This is a genomic window from Rubrobacter marinus (assembly GCF_011492965.1).
In the GTDB taxonomy this organism is placed as follows: domain Bacteria; phylum Actinomycetota; class Rubrobacteria; order Rubrobacterales; family Rubrobacteraceae; genus Rubrobacter_F; species Rubrobacter_F marinus.
Genome location: NZ_CP045121.1, coordinates 296,619 through 320,702 on the forward strand (window position 1 = coordinate 296,619; position 24,084 = coordinate 320,702).

Annotated in this window: 20 protein-coding genes and 1 pseudogene; 18 read left to right on the forward strand and 3 right to left on the reverse strand. The window is 69.3% G+C overall.

Features of this window, described 5'->3' with window-relative positions:
• The first annotated feature begins 60 nt into the window (after positions 1-60).
• On the forward strand, positions 61-543 hold the full coding sequence (locus GBA65_RS01635; protein WP_166395093.1) for a MarR family winged helix-turn-helix transcriptional regulator: 483 nt from the start codon (positions 61-63) through the stop codon (positions 541-543).
• Positions 544-1,111: 568 nt separating this feature from the next.
• Positions 1,112-1,846: an HAD-IIA family hydrolase gene (locus GBA65_RS01640; RefSeq protein WP_166398279.1), complete on the forward strand. Its 735-nt coding sequence runs from the start codon at positions 1,112-1,114 to the stop codon at positions 1,844-1,846.
• A 138-nt stretch (positions 1,847-1,984) separates the two neighbouring features.
• On the opposite strand, the gene GBA65_RS01645 is transcribed toward GBA65_RS01640, so the two are convergent.
• The 3 genes from GBA65_RS01645 to GBA65_RS01655 are packed head-to-tail and all read right to left on the reverse strand — an operon-like array spanning position 1,985 to position 5,026.
• Positions 1,985-2,977, reverse strand: coding sequence for an NAD(P)H-dependent glycerol-3-phosphate dehydrogenase (locus tag GBA65_RS01645; RefSeq protein WP_166395094.1), 993 nt, complete (start codon positions 2,975-2,977; stop codon positions 1,985-1,987).
• A 9-nt stretch (positions 2,978-2,986) separates the two neighbouring features.
• Positions 2,987-3,448 carry a ribose 5-phosphate isomerase B gene (gene rpiB / locus GBA65_RS01650; RefSeq protein ID WP_166395095.1) on the reverse strand — a complete coding sequence of 154 codons (462 nt, stop codon included), beginning with the start codon at positions 3,446-3,448 and terminating at the stop codon, positions 2,987-2,989.
• 39 nt (positions 3,449-3,487) lie between these two features.
• Positions 3,488-5,026 carry an FGGY-family carbohydrate kinase gene (locus GBA65_RS01655; RefSeq protein WP_166395096.1) on the reverse strand — a complete coding sequence of 513 codons (1,539 nt, stop codon included), beginning with the start codon at positions 5,024-5,026 and terminating at the stop codon, positions 3,488-3,490.
• A 170-nt stretch (positions 5,027-5,196) separates the two neighbouring features.
• Between GBA65_RS01655 and GBA65_RS26975 the strand changes: the two genes are divergently transcribed.
• The 16 genes and pseudogenes from GBA65_RS26975 (at position 5,197) to GBA65_RS01730 (ending at position 24,079) form a co-directional block, all read left to right on the forward strand.
• On the forward strand, positions 5,197-5,628 hold the full coding sequence (locus GBA65_RS26975) for a class II aldolase/adducin family protein (protein ID WP_166395097.1): 432 nt from the start codon (positions 5,197-5,199) through the stop codon (positions 5,626-5,628).
• 112 nt (positions 5,629-5,740) lie between these two features.
• Positions 5,741-7,315: an FGGY-family carbohydrate kinase gene (locus GBA65_RS01665; protein ID WP_166395098.1), complete on the forward strand. Its 1,575-nt coding sequence runs from the start codon at positions 5,741-5,743 to the stop codon at positions 7,313-7,315.
• 3 nt (positions 7,316-7,318) lie between these two features.
• Complete coding sequence (locus GBA65_RS01670) at positions 7,319-8,356, forward strand: zinc-binding dehydrogenase (RefSeq protein ID WP_166395099.1); 1,038 nt, start codon at positions 7,319-7,321, stop codon at positions 8,354-8,356.
• Positions 8,357-8,402: 46 nt separating this feature from the next.
• Positions 8,403-10,118, forward strand: a complete 1,716-nt coding sequence (dhaL, locus tag GBA65_RS01675) for a dihydroxyacetone kinase subunit DhaL (protein WP_166395100.1) — start codon at positions 8,403-8,405, stop codon at positions 10,116-10,118.
• 34 nt (positions 10,119-10,152) lie between these two features.
• Entirely contained in the window at positions 10,153-11,034 is an 882-nt protein-coding gene (locus GBA65_RS01680; protein ID WP_166395101.1) for an HAD-IIA family hydrolase, read from the forward strand.
• A gap of 49 nt (positions 11,035-11,083) precedes the next feature.
• The gene (locus GBA65_RS01685) at positions 11,084-12,451 is read left to right on the forward strand and encodes a sn-glycerol-1-phosphate dehydrogenase (RefSeq protein ID WP_166395102.1); all 1,368 of its coding nucleotides are present in this window, start codon (positions 11,084-11,086) and stop codon (positions 12,449-12,451) included.
• Between the two features lie 143 nt (positions 12,452-12,594).
• The gene (locus GBA65_RS01690) at positions 12,595-14,166 is read left to right on the forward strand and encodes an FGGY-family carbohydrate kinase (protein ID WP_166395103.1); all 1,572 of its coding nucleotides are present in this window, start codon (positions 12,595-12,597) and stop codon (positions 14,164-14,166) included.
• A 139-nt stretch (positions 14,167-14,305) separates the two neighbouring features.
• Positions 14,306-15,390: pseudogene (locus GBA65_RS25970) on the forward strand (NAD(P)H-dependent glycerol-3-phosphate dehydrogenase).
• The gene (locus GBA65_RS01700; RefSeq protein WP_166395104.1) at positions 15,387-17,117 is read left to right on the forward strand and encodes a glycerol-3-phosphate dehydrogenase/oxidase; all 1,731 of its coding nucleotides are present in this window, start codon (positions 15,387-15,389) and stop codon (positions 17,115-17,117) included. The pseudogene GBA65_RS25970 and the gene GBA65_RS01700 overlap by 4 nt, the downstream one beginning before the upstream one ends.
• A 26-nt stretch (positions 17,118-17,143) precedes the next feature.
• The gene (locus GBA65_RS24885; protein WP_266096534.1) at positions 17,144-17,269 is read left to right on the forward strand and encodes a hypothetical protein; all 126 of its coding nucleotides are present in this window, start codon (positions 17,144-17,146) and stop codon (positions 17,267-17,269) included.
• Positions 17,270-17,297: 28 nt separating this feature from the next.
• Positions 17,298-17,969 carry a ribulose-phosphate 3-epimerase gene (gene rpe, locus GBA65_RS01705; protein WP_407691131.1) on the forward strand — a complete coding sequence of 224 codons (672 nt, stop codon included), beginning with the start codon at positions 17,298-17,300 and terminating at the stop codon, positions 17,967-17,969.
• A 195-nt stretch (positions 17,970-18,164) separates the two neighbouring features.
• Entirely contained in the window at positions 18,165-18,629 is a 465-nt protein-coding gene (locus tag GBA65_RS01710) for a hypothetical protein (RefSeq protein ID WP_166395105.1), read from the forward strand.
• A gap of 981 nt (positions 18,630-19,610) precedes the next feature.
• Complete coding sequence (locus GBA65_RS22640) at positions 19,611-19,745, forward strand: E3 binding domain-containing protein (RefSeq protein ID WP_207956056.1); 135 nt, start codon at positions 19,611-19,613, stop codon at positions 19,743-19,745.
• 864 nt (positions 19,746-20,609) lie between these two features.
• Positions 20,610-21,200, forward strand: a complete 591-nt coding sequence (locus tag GBA65_RS01720; RefSeq protein ID WP_166395107.1) for a FadR/GntR family transcriptional regulator — start codon at positions 20,610-20,612, stop codon at positions 21,198-21,200.
• Positions 21,201-21,871: 671 nt separating this feature from the next.
• Positions 21,872-23,278 carry a sugar porter family MFS transporter gene (locus tag GBA65_RS01725; protein WP_166395108.1) on the forward strand — a complete coding sequence of 469 codons (1,407 nt, stop codon included), beginning with the start codon at positions 21,872-21,874 and terminating at the stop codon, positions 23,276-23,278.
• A gap of 15 nt (positions 23,279-23,293) precedes the next feature.
• Complete coding sequence (locus GBA65_RS01730) at positions 23,294-24,079, forward strand: HAD family hydrolase (RefSeq protein ID WP_166395109.1); 786 nt, start codon at positions 23,294-23,296, stop codon at positions 24,077-24,079.
• Positions 24,080-24,084: the final 5 nt, after the last annotated feature.

Genomic DNA, 24,084 nt, shown 5'->3' on the forward strand with positions numbered 1-24,084 from the left:
GCGTTTACTTGCCAGCGTTCGTGTAGGATTGCCGCTCGCCCGGTATCTGCTGAAGGGTCGGTGGTTTACACGAACGCGAGCGACAGCTCCCCCCGCTCCGTCACAGAGAAGCTGCGGCGGCTGAGCGCGGCCAACACGAGGTACGGGGCCGCCCTTGCCCGCAGGCTCGGCTTCGGCTTCACGGAGGCCGTCGCGCTGCAGCACCTCGCCCTGGCGGGGGCGGAGGGCCTCAGCGCTCGCGGGCTCGGCGAGCGGCTCTCGGTGACCTCGGGCGCGGTGACCGCCCTGGCGGACAGGCTGGAGCGCGCCGGACACCTCGAGCGACGCCCCAATCGCGAGGACCGCCGGAGCCTGGTGTTGATGCTGACGCCCTCCGGGCGCCGGGAGGCCGCCCGGCACGTCGCTCCACTCACCGAAGAGCTCGACGAGGCGGCCGCGAAGCTCGCGCCGGAGGAGAGGGCGCTCGTGGGGAGGTTCCTCGATGCCGTCGTCGAGATCACAGAGCGCAGGTCCCGGGCGGGCGGAGGCGCCAACGGGGGCTAGCGCGGCCCCTCGAAGTACGGGTGTCCGAGTGACGCCTCTCTCGTGCACCGCGACCGGAGGCCAGCAGGGAGCTGCAGGGAGAGGCCGGCTCGCGCTCCTGGGGAGACGATAGACGGTAGCGGAGCGGCAAGGATGCGTCTCTTCCGGGGTCGTGAGATCCGCGGCCCCGCTGTTTTCGGGCCCTCCACGCCCTCGACGACTTGCGCGACGCCGCCCCGCTCCTCCTCCGCGTGAGAAGAGGGCGATCGACCCTGAGCCTCCGGTACCGCAGGGGGAGGCGTGCCCCGTTCCGGAGTTGACCAGAGGGCTGCGGGGGGATACCGTGGGCGGCCGTGCCAGGATGCGGGCCGGTTCCGAAGACACGGGGGATGCCCTCCTGGATCTTCGCCGCGTTTCTTTGAAGAAGCCGCGTGCGGGAACGAGGCCGGGGTACGCCGCTCGCTCCCGGTCCGGGCCGGCACCTCGCGGTGAGCCCTCCGTCGCTACTCGGGGCGGCATCCTCGCGGGCAGTCGTAGACGAGCAGGAGGAAAAGTGGAACGTTCGCAGCCCAAAAACTACTTTATCGATATGGACGGCGTCCTCATGCGGGGCGCGGCGCCCATACCCGGTGCGGCGGACTTTATCGGCAGGCTCGTGGAGCGCGGGGCGAAGTTCCTTCTGCTCACGAACAACTCCCTGTTCACCCCGCGAGATCTCAGGCTGCGGTTGGAGCGCAGCGGCCTCGAGGTGCCGCCGGAGTCGATCTACACCTCGGCGATGGCGACCGCCCGTTTTCTGCACTCGCAGCACCCCGAGGGGACGGCGTACGTTATCGGGGAGTCGGGGCTGACGACGGCGCTGCACGAGGTCGGTTACACGCTCACGGACACGGACCCGAGGTACGTCGTGATCGGGGAGACGGCGTCGTACTCCTTCGAGCGCATCGCCAGGGCGATACGGCTCGTGGCCGCCGGCGCGAGCTTTATCGCGACGAACCCGGACGTAAAAGGACCGAGCGAGACCGGCCTGATCCCGGCCACCGGGGCGATGGCGGCGCTTATCTCCAGCGCCTCCGGCGTGAAGCCGTACTTCGTGGGGAAGCCCAACCCGCTGATGATGCGCACGGCGCTCAACGCCATAGACGCGCACTCCGAGGACTCCGTGATGATCGGCGACAACATGGACACCGACGTCATCATGGGCATCGAGAGCGGCCTGGAGACCATCCTCGTCCTCTCGGGCGTCACCCGGCGCGTGCACGTCGACGGGTACTCCTACAGCCCCACGCGGATCCTCGACTCGGTCGCCGACATAGAGCCGTAGGGCCGCCCCGGTAGGGGACGGATCGGCCGCGCAAGCATGGCGGCGGACCGAGGCGTACCGTTGCTCCGCAGCTCGTGTACCCTCGTACCCCAGCCTGCGCGGCGAGGAGGGTAAGCGAGGCGCTTACCCTCCCGCTCTCTACTCGGCGAGAAGTGTCGCGAGCGAGGAGCCGCCCGGCTCGACGCGCCCGCCCAGCACGTCGTCGAGGTGGTAGAGGAGCGGCAGCTCTTCCCTCCCCATCCCGACCGAGCGCGCGAGCGCGAGCGCGGGCGGGAGCGTGCCGAGGCCCTCGACGGTCGCGTTGTTCATCTTCTCCCGCGCCGCGTCGGGCGTGTTGCCCTCGCCGAGCAGGCGGCCGAAATCGCCGTTGCGCCCGCTCAGGCAGGTGACGTAGAGGTCTCCCGCGCCGGCCGGTCCGGCCGCCGTCTCCGTCCGTCCGCCGGCCGCGGCGACGAGCGCCGAGAGCTCACCGAGCGAGGTGCCGTAGGCGAGGGCGAGCAGGTTCGGGGGCGCCTCGCGTCCGGTGAGGTAGCCGAAGACGATCGCGTAGCAGTTCTTCAGCGCGGCGCAGAGCCCCAGGCCGAGGAGGTCGTCCGTCGTGCCGGGGAGGTAGTAGTCCGTCTCGACGGCGCGGGCGAGCTCGCGGGCGTGCTCCCGCTCCCCGCTGCCGTAGGCGGTCTGGGTGGGGGTACGTTGGATGAGGTCGATCGCCTTGACCGGACCGCCGACCACGACCACGGGATGGGAGCGTCCAAAGATCTCGCGCACCCTGACGACGGCCGGTACGATCTCCCCCCCGCGCTCGACGAGGCCCTTGGTGAACACGAGGACGGGGACGCCCTCGGGGACCGCCGCCGCGGCCTCTTCGGAGACCCATTCGGCCCCCTCAGATGTCACGGCCAGGGCGACAATCTCCGCGTCGCGGACGGCCTCGGAGATCTCCGTGGTCGCCTCGACGGGGGAGGGGAGGGCGGTCTTCAAGTCCGGGTGGGGGGCGCCGGCGGCCAGGGCCTCCAGCGCGGGCCCGTCGATCCAGTCGGGGCCCCAGTAGCGGAGATCGTGGCCGCGTTCGAGCGCCGGGGCGCCGAACGCCGAGCCCATCTGCCCGGCGCCCAGCACGGTTATCTTCACCGGCGTGCCCTAGGAGCTCGAGGCCGCGCCGTGGTAGCGGCGGTCTATAGCCTCCATCTTCTCGACCTTCTTCGCCGAGGAGCCGCCCGCGAACTCGGACTCCAGCCACGCGTCCAGGACCGTCTTCGCCGCCTCCGGCCCGATCACGCGCTGGCCCATGGTGAGGACCTGGGCGTTGTTGGACTTTCTGGCCCGCTCGGCCGAGTAGACGTCGTGGCACTGGGCCGCGCGCACGCCGGGGACCTTGTTGGCCGTGATGCTCATCCCCAGGCCCGTCCCGCAGCAGAGTATGGCCCGCTCGTGCTCGCCGCGCGCCACCGCCTCGGCGACCTCGACGGCGACGTCCGGGTAGTCGGCGCCCTCCTTGATCCCGTAGTCCTGGACCTCGTAGCCCTTCTCCTTGAGATGCTCGATGAGCACGCCCTTGAGCTCCAGGGCCGCATCGTCCGCGCCTATGCCTATGGCCGTCATCGCCCTTACCTCCTTCGGTCTCTTTCGTGCGTTTTTATACTACGCCTCCGCCCCGGAGGTCTGGGGCTTGAGCGCCTCGGTGAGCTTCGGGAAGAGGGGGCGCAGGCTCGGGTAGATCTCCTTGTACACGCCGTAGAGCCGGTCGTAGACCGCGGCCCTTGCTTCGTCCGGCTCGTAATGGGCGCCCGTCCCGCTCATGGCCTCGGCGGCCTCCTTGATGCTCCCGTGCATACCGATGGCCGCGGCGGCGAGCATCCCGGCGCCGAGGCAGGTCGACTCCGTCTCCTGCGTCACCGAGACCGGGCGCTGCATGACGTCCGCGATAATCTGGCACCAGAGCGTGCTCTGCGAGCCCCCGCCGAGGGCGAGGACGTGCTCGACGGGCTTCTCCAGCCCGGTCTCGGCGCCGCCGGTCATCAGGCGCTGCTCGAAGGCTATGCCCTCGAGGATCGCGCGGTAGGCGTGCGCCTTCCCGTGGGTCCCGGTCCAGCCGAGCATGACCCCGCGCGCGCTCAGGTCCCAGTAGGGGGTGAGGGCGTTGTTCCAGTACGGGACCGCCAGCAGACCGTCGGAGCCGGGCGAGAGCTGGGAGGCGGCGGCCTCCAGGATCTGCTCTGTCGAGAGGTCGAGGCCGAGTTCCTTCGCGTTGACGCCCGCGAACTTCTCCACAAACCAGCTCACGGTGTACGTCCCGGCGGCGAGCAGGGTCTCCAAGGTGTAGGTCTTCGGGATCGGGCCGGAGAGCACCCGGTACTCGTTGCCCCAGGAGTAGTTCTCGCTGTACGTCCCGGAGACGACCGCCGTGCCGAGGTTGAGGTAGGCCCGGCCGGGCTCCGTGATGTTCGCGCCCAGCCCTGCCGACTGCCCGTCCCCGACGCCGCTGACGATGGGGAGGCCCGGCGGGAGCCCGACCTCGCGGGCCACGTCCTCCTTCAGCTCCCCGATGATCTCCCCGGGCGGGTAGAGCTCGCACATCTGCTCGCGGCTCAGGCCCGCCGTCTGGAGAAGCTCGTCGGACCAGTCGAAGGACGCCATGTCCACGAGGCCCAGGGGGTCGGCGGTCGCCCAGGAGGTGCGCCAGAAGCCGGTCATGCCGTGCACGAGGTAGGCGTGCACGTCCACGACCTTGGCGGCGCGCTCGAGCACGCCGGGCTCGTGCTCGCGCAGCCACATCATCTTGTAGAAGCCGGGGGTCGGGTTCGGCGGCTTGCCGGTGATGCGGTGCACCTCCTCGGAGCCGAACCGGGCCACCTCCTCGCGAGGGCGCGAGTCGAGCCACAGGATGGCGGGTCGTATCGGGTGGTCGTCCTCGTTGAGGCACACGAAGCTCTCCCGCTGGTGCGTGATGCCGATGGCCCCGATCCGGCGCGTGTCCACCGAGCTCGCCGCGCGCCGCAGGGCGGTCTTCGTAGAACGCCACCAATCCTCGGCGTTCTGCTCCCCCCAGTCCGGCCGCGGGCTCGACAGCGAGAAGGTCTCCCGCCCCTCGGCCACCGCGCGCCCCTCCCTGTCCCAGACAACGGCTTTCGTCGCCGTCGTCGAGCAGTCGATCCCGATAACGTAGTCCGCTTCGGCCATGCATGCCCCCTTCCCCAAGAGCGATCAGCTTGCGCCCGGCCACTATAACAAACAGCACATCGCCGGCGAGGGCGAGCTTGAGAGTCGCGCCCGCCCGGGATATGCTCGTGCCCTCCTTGTCGCAGACGCTCGCGGAAGGCCCGCCGCGTCCCGTTCGGAGAGGGGAAGGGATGAACCACGCGGAGCACCAGGACCTGCGGGAGATGGCGGCGGTCGCGCGGCGGCTCGTCTCCTCGGGGCTCGTCACCGGTACCCCCGGAGACGCCGGCGCGCGGACGCCCGAGGGCGACGTCCCGATCACCCCGACCGGCCTCCCCCGCGAGGTCGTCGGCCCGGAGAGCATCGTGCTGGCCGACCTCGACGGCGAGCTCCCGGAGCCACCGGTGCACAACGGGATACAAGATGCGGCCAGCCGTGGAGGCCGTGGTCCACACCCACTCGCGCTGCGCGGCCGCCCTCGCGCGTCCGGGATGGCCCGTCCCGCCGGTCCACTGCGTGCTCACGACCCTCGGCCCCGGCGTAGAGAAGGGGGTGTTGCCGGTGCGCCCCGCGACCGGCGAGGGCAGAAGATCCCGTGTCGGGAGAAGCGGGAGATAAACTAGAAGAGTTAGAGTGGTGGGGTCGACGGGCGCGGGGAGTCCGTCGAGGGGACCCGGGCACCGGTGGTAGTCGGGGAAGGCATCCCGGTAGCCGGCACGAAGAAGGAGGAGAGAGATGGCCGAGGGACCGTACCTGATGGGGATAGACGGCGGGACGGGCGGGGTGAGGGCCGGCATCTTCGACCGCGAGGGCACGGCGCTGGTCTTCCACGGCGTCGAGCATGGCACGCGCTTCCCGCGCCCGGGCTGGGCCGAGCAGGACCCGGCCGACTGGTGGCGGTGCCTCGTGGAGGCGGTCAGGGGGGCCGTCGAGAAGAGCGGCGTCTCGCCCGAGGAGATCGCGGGCCTCTCCACGGACGCCACGACGTGCACCGTCGTCGCCATGGACCGGCAGAACAGGGTGATGAGGCCGGCGCTCCTGTGGATGGACGTGCGCGCCTCGGACCAGGCGCGGCGCGTGCAGGAGACCGGCGACCCGGCGCTCAAGTACAACGGCTTCGGCCCCTCCTCCGCGGAGTGGATGCCGTCCAAGACCCTATGGCTCAAGGAGAACGAGCCGGAGACCTACAACGGGGCGGCGCGCATCTGCGACTACGCGGACTGGATGACCTTCCGCCTGACCGGCGAGTGGACCGCCTCCATAAACACCGCGAGCTTCCGGGCGTACTACGACCGCGACGCGGGCGGCTGGCCGGAGAGCCTCTACGGGGCCCTGGGGATCGGCGACGTGCTGGAGAAGTTCCCCCCGAGGGTGCTCGATATGGGCACCGCCGTCGGCGGCCTCACGAGGGAGGCGGCGGAGGAGCTCGGCCTGCCGGAGGGGCTCCCCGTGGCCCAGGGCGGCGGGGACGCCTTCGTGGGCGCCCTCGGGCTCGGGGTGACGGAGCCCGGCAAGCTGGCGCTCATCACCGGCTCCTCGCACGTGATCGTCGGGCAGGCCGCCGAGCCCCACTACGGCCAGGGCTTCTTCGGGTCGTACACCGACGGCATAGTGCCGGGCCAGTACAGCGTCGAGGGCGGGCAGGTCTCGACCGGCTCCATCGTGGCCTGGTTCAAAAACCAGTTCGCCGCCGACGCCGCGGCCGAGGCCCAGAAGCGCGGGGTCGACACCTACGACGTCCTCAACGAGCTGGCCGGGAACGTGCCGATAGGCTCCGACGGCCTCATCGTGCTCGACTACTTCCAGGGCAACAGGACGCCGTACACCGATCCTCTGGCGCGAGGCATGATCTGGGGCCTCTCCCTCGGGCACACCCCGGGCCACGTCTTCCGGGCGATCCTCGAGGGCATCTGCTACGGCACCGAGCACATCTTCCGCACCATGCGCGAGCACGGCTTCCAGCCCGGGGAGGCCGTCGTCGCCGGCGGTCCGACGAAGAGCGAGCTGTGGATGCAGATGCACGCCGACGTCTCGAACATCCCCGTCTCGGTGCCGCGCGAGAGCGAGGGCCCGGTCCTGGGCTCGGCGATGCTGGCCGCGGTCGGGGCCGGGGTCTACCCGAACGTCCAGGAGGCGGCGGACAACATGGTGCACACCGAGCGCACCATCGAGCCGAACCCCGAGGCCCACGAGCAGTACAAGTTCTACGTGGACCGCTACGTCGAGACGTACCCGCAGATGCGCCCCCTGATGCACGAGCTGGCGCGCCACGAGGCGAGCAGCGGAGCCGCGGCCGCGGCGGGGGCTTAGGTCTTGCTCGGGGCCGTGTTCCGCGGCCCCGGCCGCCTCGAGGTCGGGGAGATGGAGACGCCCGAGATCGGGCCGGACGAGGTCCTGGTCAAGGTCGGGGCGAACACGGTCTGCGGCACGGACGTGCGGATCCTGCGCGGGGAGAAGACGAGGGGGATAGGCCGCGACGTGGTCCTCGGCCACGAGCTCGCCGGCCACGTCGCCGAGGCGGGCAGGAACGTCCGCGGCTACGAGGTCGGCGCGCCGGTGGCGCTCGCCCCGGCGATCTCCTGCCTCAGGTGCTTCTACTGCCGCCGGGGCATGGAGAACGTCTGCGTCAACAAGAGGATCGTGGGCAACGTCGTCGACGGGGGGCTCGCCGAGTACGTCCGCGTCCCGGCCGAGGCCGTCCAGGCGGGCAACCTCTTCGTGGCCGAGAGAGACCTGCCCTCCGAGTACCTTGCCCTGGCAGAGCCCTTGGCGTGTTGCGTCCGTGGCCTGGAGAACTACCGGGTCGAGCTCGACGACGTTGTCCTCGTCATGGGCGCCGGCCCGATCGGCCTCTTCCACCTCCAGCTCGCGCTCCTGGCCGGGGCGAGGACCGTGATCGTGAGCAACCGCTCCGAGGAGCGCCGCGCGTTCGCCAGGGAGCTGGGGGCGAGCGTCACCGTGGACCCGACGAGCGAGGACCTCTCGGAGGTGGTGGCCGAGCACACGCACGGGCTCGGGGTGGACGTCGCGGTGGTCTGCATCGGCGTCGCGTCGCTCGTGAACGACGCGCTTGGGCTGGCGCGCAAGGGGGGGCGCGTGAACCTCTTCGCCGGGTTCGCGGGCGAGGGCGTGGCCGAGGTGGAGGCCAACCTGATCCATTACAACGAGCTCGTGGTCTCCGGCGCCTCGGACACCCGCCGCGCCGACTACGAGACGGCGCTCAGGCTCATAGAGTCGGGCAGGATCGAGGTGGAATCGATGGTCACCCACCGGTTCCCGCTCGGGGAGGCCGCCGAGGCCATCGAGGCGTCGGCCAGGCGGGAGGGCATCAAGGTGGCGGTGGTGCCGTGAAGGGGAACCACATAGATGCTGGCGAGGAGGAAAAGAAGGGAGCTACATGAAAAGGGTACTGACGAACGACCCGAGGTCGTTCAAGGACGAGATGGTTGAGGGGTTCTTGGCCGCGTACGGGCGCTACGTGCGGCGCGTGCCGGACGCCTCGGGGGTTATGGCCGTCGGCGCGCCCAGGCGCGGGAAGGTCTCCGTCCTGATCGGGGGCGGCTCCGGGCACTACCCGGCGTTCGCCGGGACGGTCGGCCAGGGCCTCGCCGACGGCGCGGTGATCGGGGACATCTTCACCAGCCCCTCCGCGGAGCAGGTCTACCGCTGCACGAAGGCGCTGGACGGCGGCGCGGGCGTGCTCCTCTCCTACGGCAACTACTCGGGCGACGTGATGAACTTCGACATGGCCCAGGCGCGCTGCCGCGACGAAGGCATGGACGTCCGCACCGTGATCGTCACCGACGACGTGGCCTCCGCGCCCAGGGGCCGCGAGGAGGAGCGGCGCGGCGTGGCCGGCGACCTCTACGTCTTTAAGGTGGCGGGCGCCGCCGCCGCGCGCGGCGACGACATCGACGGCGTCGAGGAGGCGGCCCAGAGGGCCAACGCCGTCACCCGCAGCATCGGCATAGCCTTCGCCGGCTGCACCCTGCCGGGCCAGACCGAGCCCCTGTTCACCGTCGAGCCCGGCAAGATGGAGGTCGGGATGGGGGTCCACGGCGAGCCGGGGATACGGACGGCGGACCTGCTGCCGGCGCGCGGCATCGCGGAACTCCTGGTGGACACGCTGCTCGAAGACGCCCCCGAGGGCGCGGGAAGCCGGGCCGCCGTCATGCTCAACGGGCTTGGGAGCACCAAGTACGAAGAGCTGTTCGTCCTCTTCAGCGACGTCAACCGCCTCCTCCGGGAGAGGGGCGTCGAGGTGCACGAGCCGCTCGTCGGCGAGCTGGTCACCTCCCTGGACATGGCGGGCTGCTCCCTCACCCTGATGTGGCTCGACGGCGACCTGCAAGAGCTGCACGACGCGCCCGCCGCAACCCCGGCCTTCTCGCGCGGCAGCCTCGAACTACCGCAGGAGACTGGCGAAACGATCTCGGCCGCCCCGACCTCCAGCGCGGCGGCGACCGACGCGGGCGGCGACCTCTCCGAGAGCGGCGCCGTCGCGCTCGACGCCCTCGAACGTGCCCTCGGGGCCCTCCAAGACGCCGAGCACGAGCTAGGGAGGCTGGACGCGGCGGCGGGCGACGGCGACCACGGCGCGGGCATGGTCCGCGGCATGGGGGCCGCCGTCGAGGCCGCGCGGGGCGGCGGAGGGTCGGCCGGGCAGGTGCTCGCGAGGGCGGGCATGGCCTTCTCCGGCGCGGCCGGCGGCGCATCGGGCGCGCTTTACGGCGCCTGGATCTCCGCGATAGGGCAGTCCCTCGGCGACGGCGAAAAACCCGACGCTTCGGCGGTACACCGGGCCCTGGATTCCTCGCTGGCCTCCCTCCGAGATATCGGCAAGGCCAAGCCCGGGGACAAAACCATGATCGACGCGCTCGACCCGTTCGTCCGCTCCTTCGGCGAGGCCGTCGGAGGCGGCGCGTTGCTCGACGACGCCTGGCGGCAAGCGCTTCCCGCCGCCGAAAAGGGCGCGGACTCGACCGCGGACATGATCAGCACGCGAGGCCGGGCCTCGAAGCTCGGGGAGAGGAGCCGCGGTCACAAAGATCCCGGGGCCGTCTCCATGCTCTACGTGCTGCGCGCGGCGGGCGACGCGCTACCGAAGAAGTAGAGGAGCGCGAGCTCGCGCTCGAAGGAAGGGGAAGATGACGCAGAAAGGCACACAGGCATCGGGGAGCGACCCGATCCGGGTCCCCGACAGGCTCTACGAAGGCTACGTCTTCGATCTGGACGGGACGATCTACCTCGGCGACGAGCTTTTGCCGGGGGCGAAGCGCCTGATCCTGAAGCTGCGCGAGCTGGGCAAGAAGGTGGTCTTCCTCTCCAACAACCCGACCAAGGACCCCGAGCAGTACTCCGAGAAGCTCACGAAGCTCGGGCTCCCCACGCCGCAGGAGGAGACCGTCAACACCGTCGTCACGATGACGCAGTGGCTCGTGCAGAACCACCCGGACGCCACGGTCTTCCCGATCAGCGAGGAGCCGTTGAAGAAGGCCCTGCGGGGGGCCGGCATCAAGATCTCCGAGGACCCGGAGGAGATAGACATCGTCATCGCCTCCTACGACCGCACCTTCGAGTACAGAAAGCTCCAGATCGCCTTCGACGCCATCTGGTTCCACGGGCGCGCCTTCCTCGTGACCACCAACCCGGACCGCTACTGCCCGTTCCCCGGCGGCCGGGGCGAGCCGGACGCGGCGGCGATCGTCGGGGCGATAGAGGCGTGCACGGGCACCAAGTGCCAGGTAAACGTCGGCAAGCCCGACCCGATCATGCTGGAGACCATCATGGGCATGGTCGGGCTCGACGCAGCCGAGTGCGTAATGGCCGGCGACAGGTTGTACACCGAGATCCGGATGGCCCTCGACGCCGGGATGCCGTCTGCGGTGGTGCTCACCGGGGAGACCACCCCCGAGATGCTCGCCGCGGAGGCCGAGGAGAACAAGCCCGATTACGTGCTCGACAGGATCGACCGCTTGATCCCCGAGGGGCTGTGGGAGGAGTTTGGCTGGACCGAGGACGAAGGGTGACGGCCGCGGGGGCAGGGCCGTCCCTCCGAACGAGAACGGGAGGCAGCGTATGAACGACGAACGGATAGCCGCCGCGCTACGCGACGCGACCGACACGAAGGAAGTCCTGATCGCCCCTGGGGCGCTCGCCTCGGTCGCGGAGGTTTTCGAGAAGGGCTTCGGCGACAGCAGGGCCGTAGTGGTCTCGGACGAGAACGTGTTCGCGGTGGCGGGCGAGGAGGTGCAGCGGCGCCTCGAGGAGGCCGGGCGCGAGACCGTCCAGCCCTACGTCTTCCCCGGCAAGCCGACGCTCTACGCCGCATACTCGCAGGTCGAGATCCTCGTGGAGTCGCTCCGCGGGCACGACGCGATCCCCGTAGCCGTCGGCTCGGGGACCCTCAACGACGTCGTCAAGCGGGCGGCCTACGAGTGCGAGAGGCCGTACATGAACGTCGCCACCGCAGCCTCCATGGACGGCTACACGGCGTTCGGGGCCTCCATAGAGAAGGACCACAAAAAACAGACGCTGACCTGCCCCGCGCCGCGCGTCGTGCTGGGCGACGTGAACATCCTGGTGAACGCGCCCGGGGCGATGACGGCCTCGGGATACGCCGACCTCCTGGGCAAGGTGCCGGCCGGGGCGGACTGGTTGATCGCCGACGCCCTGGGGGTCGAGCCCATCCCCCCGAAGGTCTGGTCGATGGTGCAGGACTCCTTACGCGAGTGGACCGGTAAGCCGGCCGAGCTGGCCGCCGGCGACGGGGAGGCTATGGACGCCCTCACGGAGGGTCTGATCATGTCCGGCCTCGCGATGCAGGCCCACCAGTCCTCCCGCCCGGCCTCCGGCGCCGAGCATCAGTTCAGCCACCTGTGGGAGGGGGAGGGCCTCGGCCGCGACCTCGACCCGCCGCTCTCTCACGGCTTCAAGGTAGGGATCGGCTCGATCTCCATCGCCGCCCTCTACGAGGTCATCCTACGGCGCGACCTTGGCTCCCTGGACGTGGACGAGGCCGTCGCCAAGTGGCCACCCTGGGACGAGGTGGAGCGAGGGGTGCGCGAGGCGTACTCGGGCTCGAAGCTGGAGGAGGCCGCCGTGAACGAGACGATGGCCAAGTACCTGGAGGCCGACGCGCTCAGGGAGCGGCTGGAGGGGTTGCGTCGGGCGTGGCCGGAGCTGCGCGAGAAGGTCGAGGCGCAGCTTATGCCGGCCGACGGTCTGCGCGAGCAGTTGCGGGCGGCCGGGTGTCCGACGAGCCCCGAGGAGATCGGGCTGAGCATCGAGGACTTCAGGGCGACCTACCGCAGGGCGCAGATGCTCCGCAAGCGCTACACCGTGCTCGACGTCGCGGCCGAGGCCGGCATCCTCGACGAGTGCGTGGAGGAGCTGTTCGCGCCGGGCGGGTTCTGGGCGCGCGACACGGCGGAGAAGGCGACCTGATGGAGCATGGGGTAGCGGCGTTTCGGGGGGAGGTGAGGGGCTACCGGGAAGGAGGGGCCGTCCGCGCGTAGGGCTGGTCGTGCCGGATCGCGCGGGCCGTGACGAGAACAGCGAACCTGGGGCAGGGGAAAGGGAAGGGAACGATGGCTGAAGGACCGTATCTTTTGGGGATCGACTTCGGGACCGGCGGGGCGAGGGTCGGCATCTTCGACCGCGAGGGGACGCCGGTGGCGTTCCACGCCGGCGAGTGGGAGACGCGGTACCCGCGGAGCGGCTGGGCCGAGCAGGACCCCGCCGAGTGGTGGTCGTGCCTCGTGGAGGCCTCGCGCGGGGCGATGCAGAAGAGCGGGCTCTCGCCCGAGGAGATCGCGGGTATCTCCGTGGACGCCACGGCCAGCACCGTCCTCGCGGTCGACGAGAACGACCGGCACCTCAGGCCGGCCATCATGTGGATGGACGTGCGCGCCTCCGACCAGGCCGACAGGATCGCCGGTACCAGCGACGAGGCCCTGAAGTACAACGGCTACGGGCCTGTCTCCGCCGAGTGGGGCCTCCCGAAGGCGATGTGGATAAAGGAAGAAGAGCCGGAGACCTATGCGAAGGCCAGGCACATCTGCGACTGCGGCGACTGGCTCATCAACCGCCTGACCGGCGAGTGGGCCGGCTCCGTCAACATGGCGAGCTCGAAGTACTACTACGACCGCGACGAGGGCGGCTGGCCGGAGAGCCTCTACGAGGCGGTGGGCGCCTCGGACCTGATCGAGAAGTACCCCGGCAACATAATGGACCTCGGCGTCGTGGTCGGGGAGCTTCGCAGAGAGGTCGCCGAGGAGCTGGGGCTCAGGGCCGGCACGCCCGTGGCGCAGGGGGCGATCGACGCCTACGCCGGGGCCTTGGGGCTCGGGGTGGTGGAGCCCGGCAAGATGGCCCTCATCACCGGCTCCTCGCACGTCATGATCGGGCAGTCCGCCAGGCCCGTCCACAACCAGGGCTTCTGGGGCGCCTACACGGACGCCATGATCCCGGGCCAGTACACGGTGGAGGCGGGGCAGGCCTCGACCGGGTCCGTCGTGGCATGGTTCAAGAATCAGTTCGCCGCCGACGCCGTGGCCGAGGGCAGGAAGCGCGGGGTAGACCCCTACGACGTCCTGACCGAGATGGCGGAGAGGGTGCCGATAGGCTCCGAAGGGCTCATCGCGCTCGACTACTTCCAGGGGAACCGCTCGCCCCACACGGACCCCCTGGTGCGCGGCGCGATCTGGGGCCTCTCGCTCGGGCACACGCCGGGCCACATCTTCCGCGCGATCCTCGAGGGCATCTGCTTCGGCACCGAGAACATCTTCCGCACCATGCGGGCCCAGAACTTCGAGCCCAGGGTCAACGTCGTCTCCGGGGGACCTGCGAAGAGCCGGCTTTGGATGCAGATGCACGCCGACGTCTCCAACGTGCCGATAGCGTTCACGAAGGTGAGCGAGGGCCCCGTGCTCGGGGCGGCGATGCTGGCCGCGGTCGGGGCCGGGATCTACCCGAGCATCCAGGAGGCCGCCGAGAACATGGTGCACACCGAGAGCACCATCGAGCCGGACGCGGCGCGCCACGAGGAGTACATGTTCTACATGGACCGCTACACCGAGACGTACGAGAAGATGCGCGAGTCGATGCACAAGATGTCGCGCCACGAGGCGAACGTGGGCAAGGCCACTGCGGAGGCCTAGCGCGAGCGGTAGAACATGGTCGGGGCCGCGAACCTCGCCGCCCCGGCCGATCCCGAAGAGGACGCGCCGATGATGACGGGGCCGTGAATCGGGGTAGAAGGGACTCTCGACCGGTGGCAGTGCTCGAGGAGAGGAGACGATGGCGACGGTAAGCGTTTTGGGGTCGGGGATCATGGCGACGGCGCTTGCCTTCCCGCTGACGGACAACGGCCACGAGGTGCGCCTGGTCGGCACCCATCTGGACCGCGAGATCATCGACGGCATCAAGGAGACCGGCGTGCATCCCGGCCTGGACCTCGAGCTGCCCGAGGGCGTGCGCGCCTATCAGTTGGAGGAGGCCGAGGAGGCGTTCGACGGGGCGGAGATCGCCATGAGCGGGGTCAACTCCTTCGGGGTGCACTGGGCGGGCGAGAGGCTCGCGTCGCTGTTGAAGCCGGGGATGATGGTGATCGCCGTGACCAAGGGGATGGAGGCCGACGAGAACGGCGACCTCAAGATCCTGCCGGACGTGCTGGCCGAGGGGTGCCCCAGGAGCTACGGGAGAGCGTCTCCTGGTCGGCCATAGTCGGCCCCGCCATCGCCGGCGAGGTTGCGGTGCGCCACGAGACCTGCGTCGTCTTCACGGGTCGGGACGGGGAGGTCCTGGAGAAGCTCGCCGCGACCTTCCGCCCCCCTACTACCACGTGTGGACCAGCACCGACCTCGTAGGGTGCGAGGTGTGCGCGGCGGTCAAGAACTGCTACGCCTTCGGCGGGGGGTTCATGGATGGCCTGCTGGACAAGGAGGGCAAGTCCGACGGCAGGTACCGCCGCTACAACTACGGGGCGGCGCTCTTCGGGCAGGCGACGCTCGAGCTCGGGCAGTGGGTCGAGCTTCTGGGCGGGGAGCCCGAGACGCCGCGTGGCCTGCCTGGCGTCGGGGACATGTTCGTCACCACCATGGGGGGACGTAACGTCAAGGCCGGGCGCCTCGTCGCGTCGGGAATCCCTTCTCCGAGGTGCAGAACGAGAAGATGAAGGGCGTGACGCTGGAGGGGTGGCGGCGATCCGGGTGATCGGCGGCGCGCTGCCGAAGCTGACCGAGCGCGGGATCGTCGGGCCGGAGGACTTCCCGCTCATGCGCCACCTCCACGCCGTCGTCGCGGAGGACGAGCCCCTGAACATGCCCTGGGAGAAGTTCTTCGGGGGCGAACCGACACAGAAAGCAGGGAAGGTACGGAGATGACCTCACGCATACCGCACGACCTAGGGACCAGAACGTTCGACGTGGTAGTGATCGGCGCCGGCATAAACGGCGCCGGCGTCGCGCGCGACGCCGCGATGCGCGGCCTGCGGGTGTTGCTGCTCGACAAGGGCGACATCTCCAACGGGACGACGCAGTGGGCGACGCGCCTGATCCACGGCGGCCTGCGCTACCTGGAGCACTACGAGTTCGCGCTCGTGAGGGAATCCCTGAGGGATAGGGAGGCGATCCTCCACGTGGCGCCGCACCTCGTCCATCCCCTGGGCTTCATGGTCCCGATCTACGACCGGAGCAAGCGCGGCCCGCTCCTCGTCCGGCTCGGCATGACCCTCTACGACGTCCTCTCCTACGACAAGAGCATGGCCAACCACAAGATGTTCAACCGCAACCAGGCCCGCGAGCGCGAGCCGGGCCTCAACCCCGAGGGCCTGAAGGCGGCGGCCTTCTACTACGACGCCCAGGTGGAGTACGCCGAGAGGATCGCCGTCGAGAACGCGGTCTCCGCGCGAGATCACGGCGCCACGGTCATAACCTACGCGAACGTCGAGCGCCTGCTCGTGGAGAACGGCGACGTCAGGGGCGTGGAGTTCTCGGACGTGCTGGGCGAGGGCAAGCGCTACACGGTCCGAGCCCCCGTCACGGTGAACGTCACCGGCCCCTGGGTGGACGAGATACTCGCGGAGCTGCAGCTCCCCGGCACCGGCGAGCACTCCGGGCGCTTCATGGGGGGGACGAAGGGGAGCCACCTTATCGTGGACCCGTTCCCGGGCGCCCCGAAGGGCGAGGCGCTGTACGTCGAGGCCAGGAAGGACGGACGGCCGTACTTTATCGTGCCGTGGAACGGGCGCTACCTCATCGGTACCACCGACCTGCGCTACGACGGCGACCTCGACTACGTCTCCGCGACGGAGGACGAGATCCAGTACCTCCTCGACGAGACGAACTACGTGATCCCGTCGGCGAACCTGACCCGCGAGGACGTGCTGTTCACCTACTCCGGCGTGCGCCCCCTCCCCTACAACCCGGAGGGCGAGGCCGGCGGCGTAACCCGCAGCCACGTCGTCTTCGACCACGCCAGGGGAGAGTCGGCGGCCGGCGGCAAGGTGACGAGCGCCAGCGCCGAGATGCCGCAGGTCGGAGGCCTCCTCTCGATCATCGGCGGCAAGCTGACCACCTACCTGAACCTCTCGCGCCAGACGACCGACGCCGTCTTCAAGAAGCTCGGCCGCAAGGCGCCGAAGAGCACGTCGCGCAAGGTCCCGCTCCCCGGGGGCGCGACCTCCGACTTCGCCTCGTACGCCGCGGGCTTCAAGGCCGCGACCGCCATCCCCGAGGTGCTGGCCGAGAGGCTCCTCAAGCTCTACGGCGTGCGGGCCGCCGAGGTCTTGCGGCTCGCCGGCGACGACCCGGAGCTCAACACCCCGCTCTCCTCGAGCGTGAGCGTCGAGACGGCGCTTATCGGGGCGGAGGTGATCTGGGCCTTCCGCGAGGAGATGGCCGAGACGCTCTCGGACGTCCTGTTGAGGCGCACGATGGCCGGGTACGGCCCCGACGTCGCCCTCGACGTCGCCGACGCCGCGGCCGAGGTAGCGGTCAAGCACCTCGGGTGGTCGCAGGAGCGCGCCGAGCGCGAGGTGCGCCAGTACCGCGAGTGGATCGAGCGCTACACCCCGAAGCAATACCGCGAGCGCGAATCCGCACGGGCCTAGAGAACGGCGTCTTTGGGACGAAGACCATGACCTCCACCGCGATCTTCGACCAGGACGACGCCCCAGCGACGGAGCCCTTGCGCCGCTCCGTCGCCGAGAAACACACGGGCTGCCGGGGCGCCGCCTTCGACGCGGACGGCCCCGGGCTCTGAAGGACCCTGTGGGGGTGGAACGGTGAAGTTGTTCTCCGGTCTGGGCGACAGGGTGGTCGGTGGTCCCTCGATCCTCGCGGCCGACTTCGCCAACCTGGCCGAGGACGTGCGCAGGGCGAGGGACGGCGGGGCGGGGTTCGTGCATTTCGATGCGATGGACAACCACTACGTGCCGAACCTGTCCATCGGGCCGCTCGTAGCCGCCTCGCTCGTCCCGCGGACGGACCTTCCCGTGGACGTCCACCTCATGGTCGATAACCCCGACAACCTTATTCCCATGTTCCTGGACGCCGGGGTGGCGAGCATCTCGGTCCACCCGGAGGCGGTGACGCACCTGCACCGCGTCCTCGGGATGATCCGGGCCGGAGGCGCCGAGGCCGGCGTGGCGCTCAACCCGACCACCCCGCCCGAGACGCTGGAGTGGGCGCTGCCCTACCTCGATTACGTCCTCCTGCTGAGCGTCAACCCCGGCTTCGGGGGACAGACCTTTATCCCGGAGACGACGGAGAAGATCCGGCGCCTGAGGGAGATGACCGATCTTCCCATCGCGGTCGACGGCGGCATCAACGCCCAGACGGCGCCCCTGGTGGTGGAGGCCGGGGCCAGGGCGTTGGTCGCCGGCTCCGCCGTGTACAAGGGCGACCCGGCGACGGAGATGCGCAAGATTATCGAGTCGGGGCGACGAGCCGCCGAAGGGTAGCGGGAGCGCCGCGCTCGTGGGCCGAGGAACGCGAGGGTCTACGCGGGCGAAAGCTTCGTCATCGAAGCGTACGGGTTCCGAGCGTGTAGGGGCCTCACGGCGCCTCCCTACTCGCGTTCGCGGAAATATGGTCGAGCCTTTTGCTAGGGTGTGCGCCGTGACCACTCCACGGAGGATCGAGCAGAGGGCGGCGGGATGAAGGGCGCGGGCAGGACGGGCACGGCCCTCGTGCTCGTCGCGCTGCTGCTGTCCTACGCGGGGTCTTTCGGTGCTCCCGCGCTCGCCCAATACGACGTCGCGCCCCCCGCCGAACAGTACGGCGCTCCCGCCGAGGAGCCGTACGATCCCCTGGCGCCCGCCACGGTCCCGGAGGACCAGTACGACGCGCCACCTGAGGACGGCGGCGGCGCGGGCGGCGACACGGAGGGCGACGCGGGTGGCGATACGAGCGGCACTGTGCCCGCCGAGGGGGACAACGAGGAGGACGAGGGCGTGAACGAGGCCGGCAGGACACCGGACCGTCCGTCCCCCGGCGATGGCGGGCTTCCCGGATACCTGGACGGTGTCCTGCTGGACGGGTTCGTGCTGCTCGCGGTGGCCTCCGTGATCGCCACCCTCGTCCTCCTCGCCGATAGGTTCAAGGACCGTCTGGGGCTGTAACGGGCCGTTCCGGTTGGATCTCCACGGGTTACTATCTCCCGGCCTGCGTCGACCCAGAAGGTCGTATCGTACCTGCCCACTACCGCTATTCTCTCGAGGGCGACCGTTTCCCGCGGCCCGGCCGGGGGCAAAAGACGCATAGATAACATGAACCGAGTAGGACGGAGGCCGACCATGGTCGAAGTACTGGTCCGGGCCCGGTGGCTGGCCAAGGGTGCAGCAGGGGCATCGGCGGAAAAGCGACGCCCTTCGGGGACCGCAGCGAGTTTCAGACGACGTCGGACTGGTCGGTCCTGGATCCGGTAGAGCCCGCCGGCAGCACGTATCTGCGCGACGGGCTGCTATTGCTCGGCGTCGTGGCGGCGGGGCTCCTGCTGGGTCGCCGGGGCACGTGGGCGGGGCGTCGCCCTTCCCGTCCACCGGTGCCGGGGAGGAGGGCGCCGACGCGGTCGAGCCGACGATCCCGGAACCCGCCGGGGACCCCGGTCCTCCCCCGAGCGTACCCAGGAGCTCACGGACGAACCCGGGGACCGGTCCTGCGCCAGCCGGAACCGCAGGACGCCGTCCCGCCCACGCCCGCCTCCCCGGTCGAGCCCTCGCGCCCGGAGGAGCCGTCCGGCCGGCTCGACGAAGACCTCGATCGGGCGTCTGCTGAGGAAGCTCCCCGGGACGGTCCGCGGGCACGCCTCCTTCCGGGGAGCCGGCCGCCACCGCCGAGGAACCGCCCGCGGCCCAAGAGACGGAGCCCCTCGCCGAAGAGGCGTCGGGGGTGGCCGATGAGCCGTCTCCGGCCCTCGAAGAGGGGGAGGTGGATCTGTCACCGCCACCCCCGTGCCCAACATCCTCGACGAGCTGCCACCGCCGCCGGTCCCGGAGGAGCAGATCGTCGGCGACGTGGCGCCGGCACCGCCGGAGACGGAGCCGACGGCAGAGCCTCCCGCCGAGGTCCCGCGGGCGGGAGAGCCTCGGGGCAGGAGGCGTGTGACGGCTACCTCGGCGGCCCGGCGCAGGGCCAAGGAGCTCGGCGTAGATCTCTTCGAGGTCGAAGGGACCGGTAGGGACGGCAAGATCACGGTCGACGACGTGCGCAGGTCGAGCGAGCAGAAGCGGCCTTAGCGGATCTTCGTGGTAGCGCCCGCGCGGGGCGCCGGGAATACCTCCCCGGTCCCGGCTACCCGGTAAATCCTTTAGGATTGCGGTAGGGAGAGGAATACGACAGTGAGGTGACCGATAGTGCCCTTCGTGCTGCTGGCGTTCTTTGCGGTCTTCATGGTCCTGGGGCTGGTGGCGTTCGTCTACTACCTGACCCGGCGATGGTGAATCCCGGCGGGGGTATCGTTTGCATCCCCGTGGCATACAGGAGGGTACGGAAACGGACACCGGCGATCGACCTGTCTCTGGCCCGGCGGCGGGACGACGGGTCCCCGGTGCTCCGTGCTTTCCTCGACACGTTCGCGAAGGTCTCCGAAGGGAGCATTAGAGGAGCCTGACCAGAAATTCCTTAAGGGGAGCGGTACGAACGATGCCATCTTCAGGATGCACTGCTCGTCCGAAGACGGCCCCTTGGCTCCGGGTCGATCTCGACATCTCCGCGAGCGTCGTTCTCCAGCGCTACCGGGAAGCGTACGACGCCGCAGAACTGTAGCTTGGCGGCTTACCGTGCCCGCGCCGTGTTAGGCAACCGCTGCAACCTTACGTCTCCATCTCCGAAATCCTCACCGGTGGCGGATCTCCGCGTGGGGGACCCCGGCCGAGAACGGAACCCGTATACTACGAGTAATCTGCTTAACAGCTTGTTGCATCTGATGGCGGGTTCGTCGGGCGAGGAGTGGGTCAGGTTGGATAAGATCGAGAGAACCTCCCTGGCCGACGCCGTTACGGACAGGGTCATCTCCCAGATACGGGAAGGCCGGTACCGTGCCGGGATCGTCTCCCGACCGAGAGGGAGCTCGCGGAGCAATTGGGGTCGGCAGGACCTCGGTGCGCGAGGGACTACGGTTCCTGGAGAAGCTGGGCATACTGGAGATCCGCCAGGGGACGGGGACTGTGGTGCGCTCCCTCTCGCTGGGGGAGGTCTTCGAGCACCTGCTCCCCGTTCAGACGATCATCGAGCTCCCCGACAGAGACGTCCGCAACATCATGCACGTGAGGCGTGTCCTGGAATCCGAGTCGGCCCACCTGGCGGCGCAGCATGCGACCGAGGAGCAACTCGAGCGTCTGGGGGAGCTTCTCGATGGCATGGCCGCTTCTCTGGAGAGGCCCAGAAACTACCTGGAATTGGACCTCGAGTTCCACGTGCTGGTCGCCGAAGCCGCGGCCAACCCCGTGCTGGCTCAATTGATCAACCTGATCCGCGACATCTACACCAGGTACTTCGAGATCGTGCTCGAGGACCCCGACATGAACACCACCTCGCTGGAGTTTCACCGCCAACTGTACGCGGCCCTTCGCGAACGCAACGCCGACGCCGCCCGCCGACACATGCTCGCCCACCTGCGCCAGGCCGAGAGGGACGTGCTGAAGCTGCTCGACCCCACGGGCGAGAACGGCAACGGCTCCCCGCCGCCGTAGAGCTCCTCGTTCCTCGTTATCCGGGAGGAACGCGCTCGATTCGAGGCGTACCGTCGAAGAACGGGTCGCCTCCGGGTCGGCGTCAGGCACGACACGAGGCGAAACGATCGGCGCAGTCGCCCCCGCGCAGCGGTATCTGCCGCTGACCCCTTCGAGATGGTCGCGTTGGCTGCGTCGACGATCTAGCACGTCAGCAAGGCAACGACCGTCCCGACCCTCGTCGAACAGAGGCCTTTCGAGTCTTGCACGATAGCAACAAACGCTGTTAGAGTGCTTCGCAGATGGTCCAGTGAACTGATAACCAGTACATCAGACCAAACACGGGGAGAGGTTGTAAGGCGAAGGACCAGGTGGAAGGTGGTAATAGACCGAGCTTGGCTTGCGCACGGGGGAGGAGGACGTGCTGTTTGAAGAGGTAGCGTTCGAGGCCGCGTTGGAAGGGGCGTCGGAGGTGGAGCTAGAGTCGGAGGTGAGGAGATAGGCCGCCGGCTGAGACGTTGCCTTCGTTGTACGGCCGGGGTAGTGCTCCGGAGTGAGGGGGAGGGAGCCTTCTTCCGGGCACGCGTGGAGGGTTCTGTCGCTGAGTACCTTTGCCGGCCAATGCAATCAAGGTAACATTACGAGGGGTTGAAGCATTCGCGTCGGTCGAGACGCGAGGGGAAGGAGGAAAGGTGGCTGCGGGAAGTACCAGTTCTGGGAGCGCCGAGAGGCGCAGGTTCGTCAACGTCGCGGCGGCGATTACGGCGACGGGCGGGTTGCTGTTCGGCTACGACACGGGCGTGATATCGGGCGCCTTGCCGTTCATCAGGGACGACTTCGGTATCTCCGCCTTCACGCAGGGCGTCGTCGTTAGCTTCCTGCTCGTAGGCGCGATGGTCGGCGCGCTCTCGGGGGGGCCGCTCTCCGACAGGATCGGGCGCAGGTCGACCGCGCTCATCGCCGCCGTCATCTTCGGGGTGGGGGCGTTGGTCGTTGCTCTTGCGCCGAGCGTCGCCGTCATTATCTTGGGCCGCTTCGTGCTCGGTTTAGGGGTCGGTCTCGCGTCGATGATCGTGCCGCTCTACATAGCGGAGATAGCTCCGGCCGACAGGCGGGGCGGGCTCGTCTCGCTCAACCAGCTTCTGATCACCGTCGGCATCCTCGTCTCCTACATCGTCGGCGTGATCTTCGCTCCGGTCGAGGGCTGGCGCTGGATGTTCGGCGTCGCCCTGATCCCGGCTCTCGTCCTGTTCTTCGGCATGCTCAGGTTGCCCGAGAGCCCGCGCTGGCTCTTCGAGCAGGGGCGGACGGATCAGGCCCGCTCCGTGCTCAGCCGCTCCCGTAGCGAAGCGGAGATAGAGCGGGAGATCCAGGACATGCAGCAGATAAAGGAGCAGGAGCTCCAGCAGTCGCAGGCGGGGTACGGGGAGCTCCTGGCCCCCTACGTGCGGCCCGCGCTCGTCATAGGCATCGGGCTCGCGATCTTCCAGCAGGTCACCGGCATCAACACCGTCATCTACTACGCCCCCACGATCCTGGAGAGCGTGGGCTTCTCCGTGCAGGGCGCGCTCGTCGCGAACGCTCTGGGCGTGGGGCTGGTCAACGTCGGGTTCACCATCCTCGCCGTCCGCATCATTGACCGCGTCGGACGCAGGCCGCTGCTCCTCATCGGCCTCGTCGGCATGACCATCAGCCTCGCCCTGCTCGCCATAGTCTTCACCGTGGGCGGCGAGTCGGTGAGCACCGGCCTGGGCATCCTGGCGACGGTCTGCCTGGCGCTCTACATCGCGTCGTTCGCGATCAGCCTCGGGCCGGTTTTCTGGCTGATGATCTCCGAGATCTACCCCTTGAGGATCCGGGGCACCGCCATGAGCGCGGCCTCCATCGCCAACTGGGGCTCGAACTTTATCGTCGCCCTGTCGTTCCCGGTCTTGCTGGCGGCTCTGGGCGGCGCGACCTTGTTCTGGGTGTTCGCCGTGCTCGGCATCGTGGCGTGGGTCTTTATCTACTTCCGCGTGCCCGAGACGAAGAACCGCACCCTCGAGGAGATAGAGGCGAGCTTCCGCGGTACGCAGGTGGCCTCGAGCCGCGTGCGCTAGAAGGGGGGATCCAGCGTGGCATTTACCGGAGCTATCTTCGACGTCGACGGGGTGTTGGTCGACTCGCCGCACGAGAAGGCGTGGCGCGAGGGCCTGAGGCAGCTCATGGAGGGCGACTGGAGCGACATAAGGGAGCAGACCTCCTGGTCGCCGGAGGCGTTCACCCCGCAGGTCTACCAGAGGGAGATGAGCGGCAAGCCGCGCTTCAAGGGGGCGCAGGCGGCGCTGGAGTACTTCGGCGTCCCCGACGCCGAGCGGCGGGCCCTGGAGTACGGCAACCGCAAGCAGGAGATGATTGTCGAGCTTATCGAGGCCGCCGACTTCGAGGAGTATCCCGACGCCCTGCGCTTCGTGCTCGAGGTCAAGGCGGCGGGCATCCTGATCGCCGCCGCCTCCTCGTCCAAGAACGCCGGCGCCTTCCTCAGGCTCGTCCGCCTGGATGCTTTCGCCGAGAAGGAGGGCCTCGGCTACGATTTTCTGCGCCCCGGTTACACGCTGCTCGACATCCTCGACGGCGACGTGAGCGGGCGCGACTTCGCTCAAGGCAAGCCGCACCCGGAGATCTTTCTGACCGCCGCCGGGGAGCTGAGCCTCGCGCCCGGGGAGTGCTTCGTGGTCGAGGACGCCGTCAACGGGGTGCAGGCGGCGAAGGCCGGCGAGATGACCGCCCTCGGCGTCGCGCGCGCCGACGACGAGGAGGCGCTGGCCGAGGCGGGCGCGGACCTGGTGGTGACGAGCCTCGACGACGTCTCCGTCGGCGCGCTCGCCGAGGGGCGCCTGGAGCGGGCGAGCGTGCGGTGACGGAG

Coding starts and splice junctions, on each gene's coding strand:
- GBA65_RS01640 (WP_166398279.1), top strand. CDS start 1,112: ATGGACGGCGTCCTCATGCGGGGCGCGGCGCCCATACCCGGTGCGGCG.
- rpiB (WP_166395095.1), bottom strand. CDS start 3,448: ATGACGGCCATAGGCATAGGCGCGGACGATGCGGCCCTGGAGCTCAAG.
- GBA65_RS01655 (WP_166395096.1), bottom strand. CDS start 5,026: ATGGCCGAAGCGGACTACGTTATCGGGATCGACTGCTCGACGACGGCG.
- GBA65_RS26975 (WP_166395097.1), top strand. CDS start 5,197: ATGAACCACGCGGAGCACCAGGACCTGCGGGAGATGGCGGCGGTCGCG.
- GBA65_RS01665 (WP_166395098.1), top strand. CDS start 5,741: ATGGCCGAGGGACCGTACCTGATGGGGATAGACGGCGGGACGGGCGGG.
- dhaL (WP_166395100.1), top strand. CDS start 8,403: ATGAAAAGGGTACTGACGAACGACCCGAGGTCGTTCAAGGACGAGATG.
- GBA65_RS01680 (WP_166395101.1), top strand. CDS start 10,153: ATGACGCAGAAAGGCACACAGGCATCGGGGAGCGACCCGATCCGGGTC.
- GBA65_RS01685 (WP_166395102.1), top strand. CDS start 11,084: ATGAACGACGAACGGATAGCCGCCGCGCTACGCGACGCGACCGACACG.
- GBA65_RS01690 (WP_166395103.1), top strand. CDS start 12,595: ATGGCTGAAGGACCGTATCTTTTGGGGATCGACTTCGGGACCGGCGGG.
- GBA65_RS01700 (WP_166395104.1), top strand. CDS start 15,387: ATGACCTCACGCATACCGCACGACCTAGGGACCAGAACGTTCGACGTG.
- GBA65_RS24885 (WP_266096534.1), top strand. CDS start 17,144: ATGACCTCCACCGCGATCTTCGACCAGGACGACGCCCCAGCGACGGAG.
- GBA65_RS01710 (WP_166395105.1), top strand. CDS start 18,165: ATGAAGGGCGCGGGCAGGACGGGCACGGCCCTCGTGCTCGTCGCGCTG.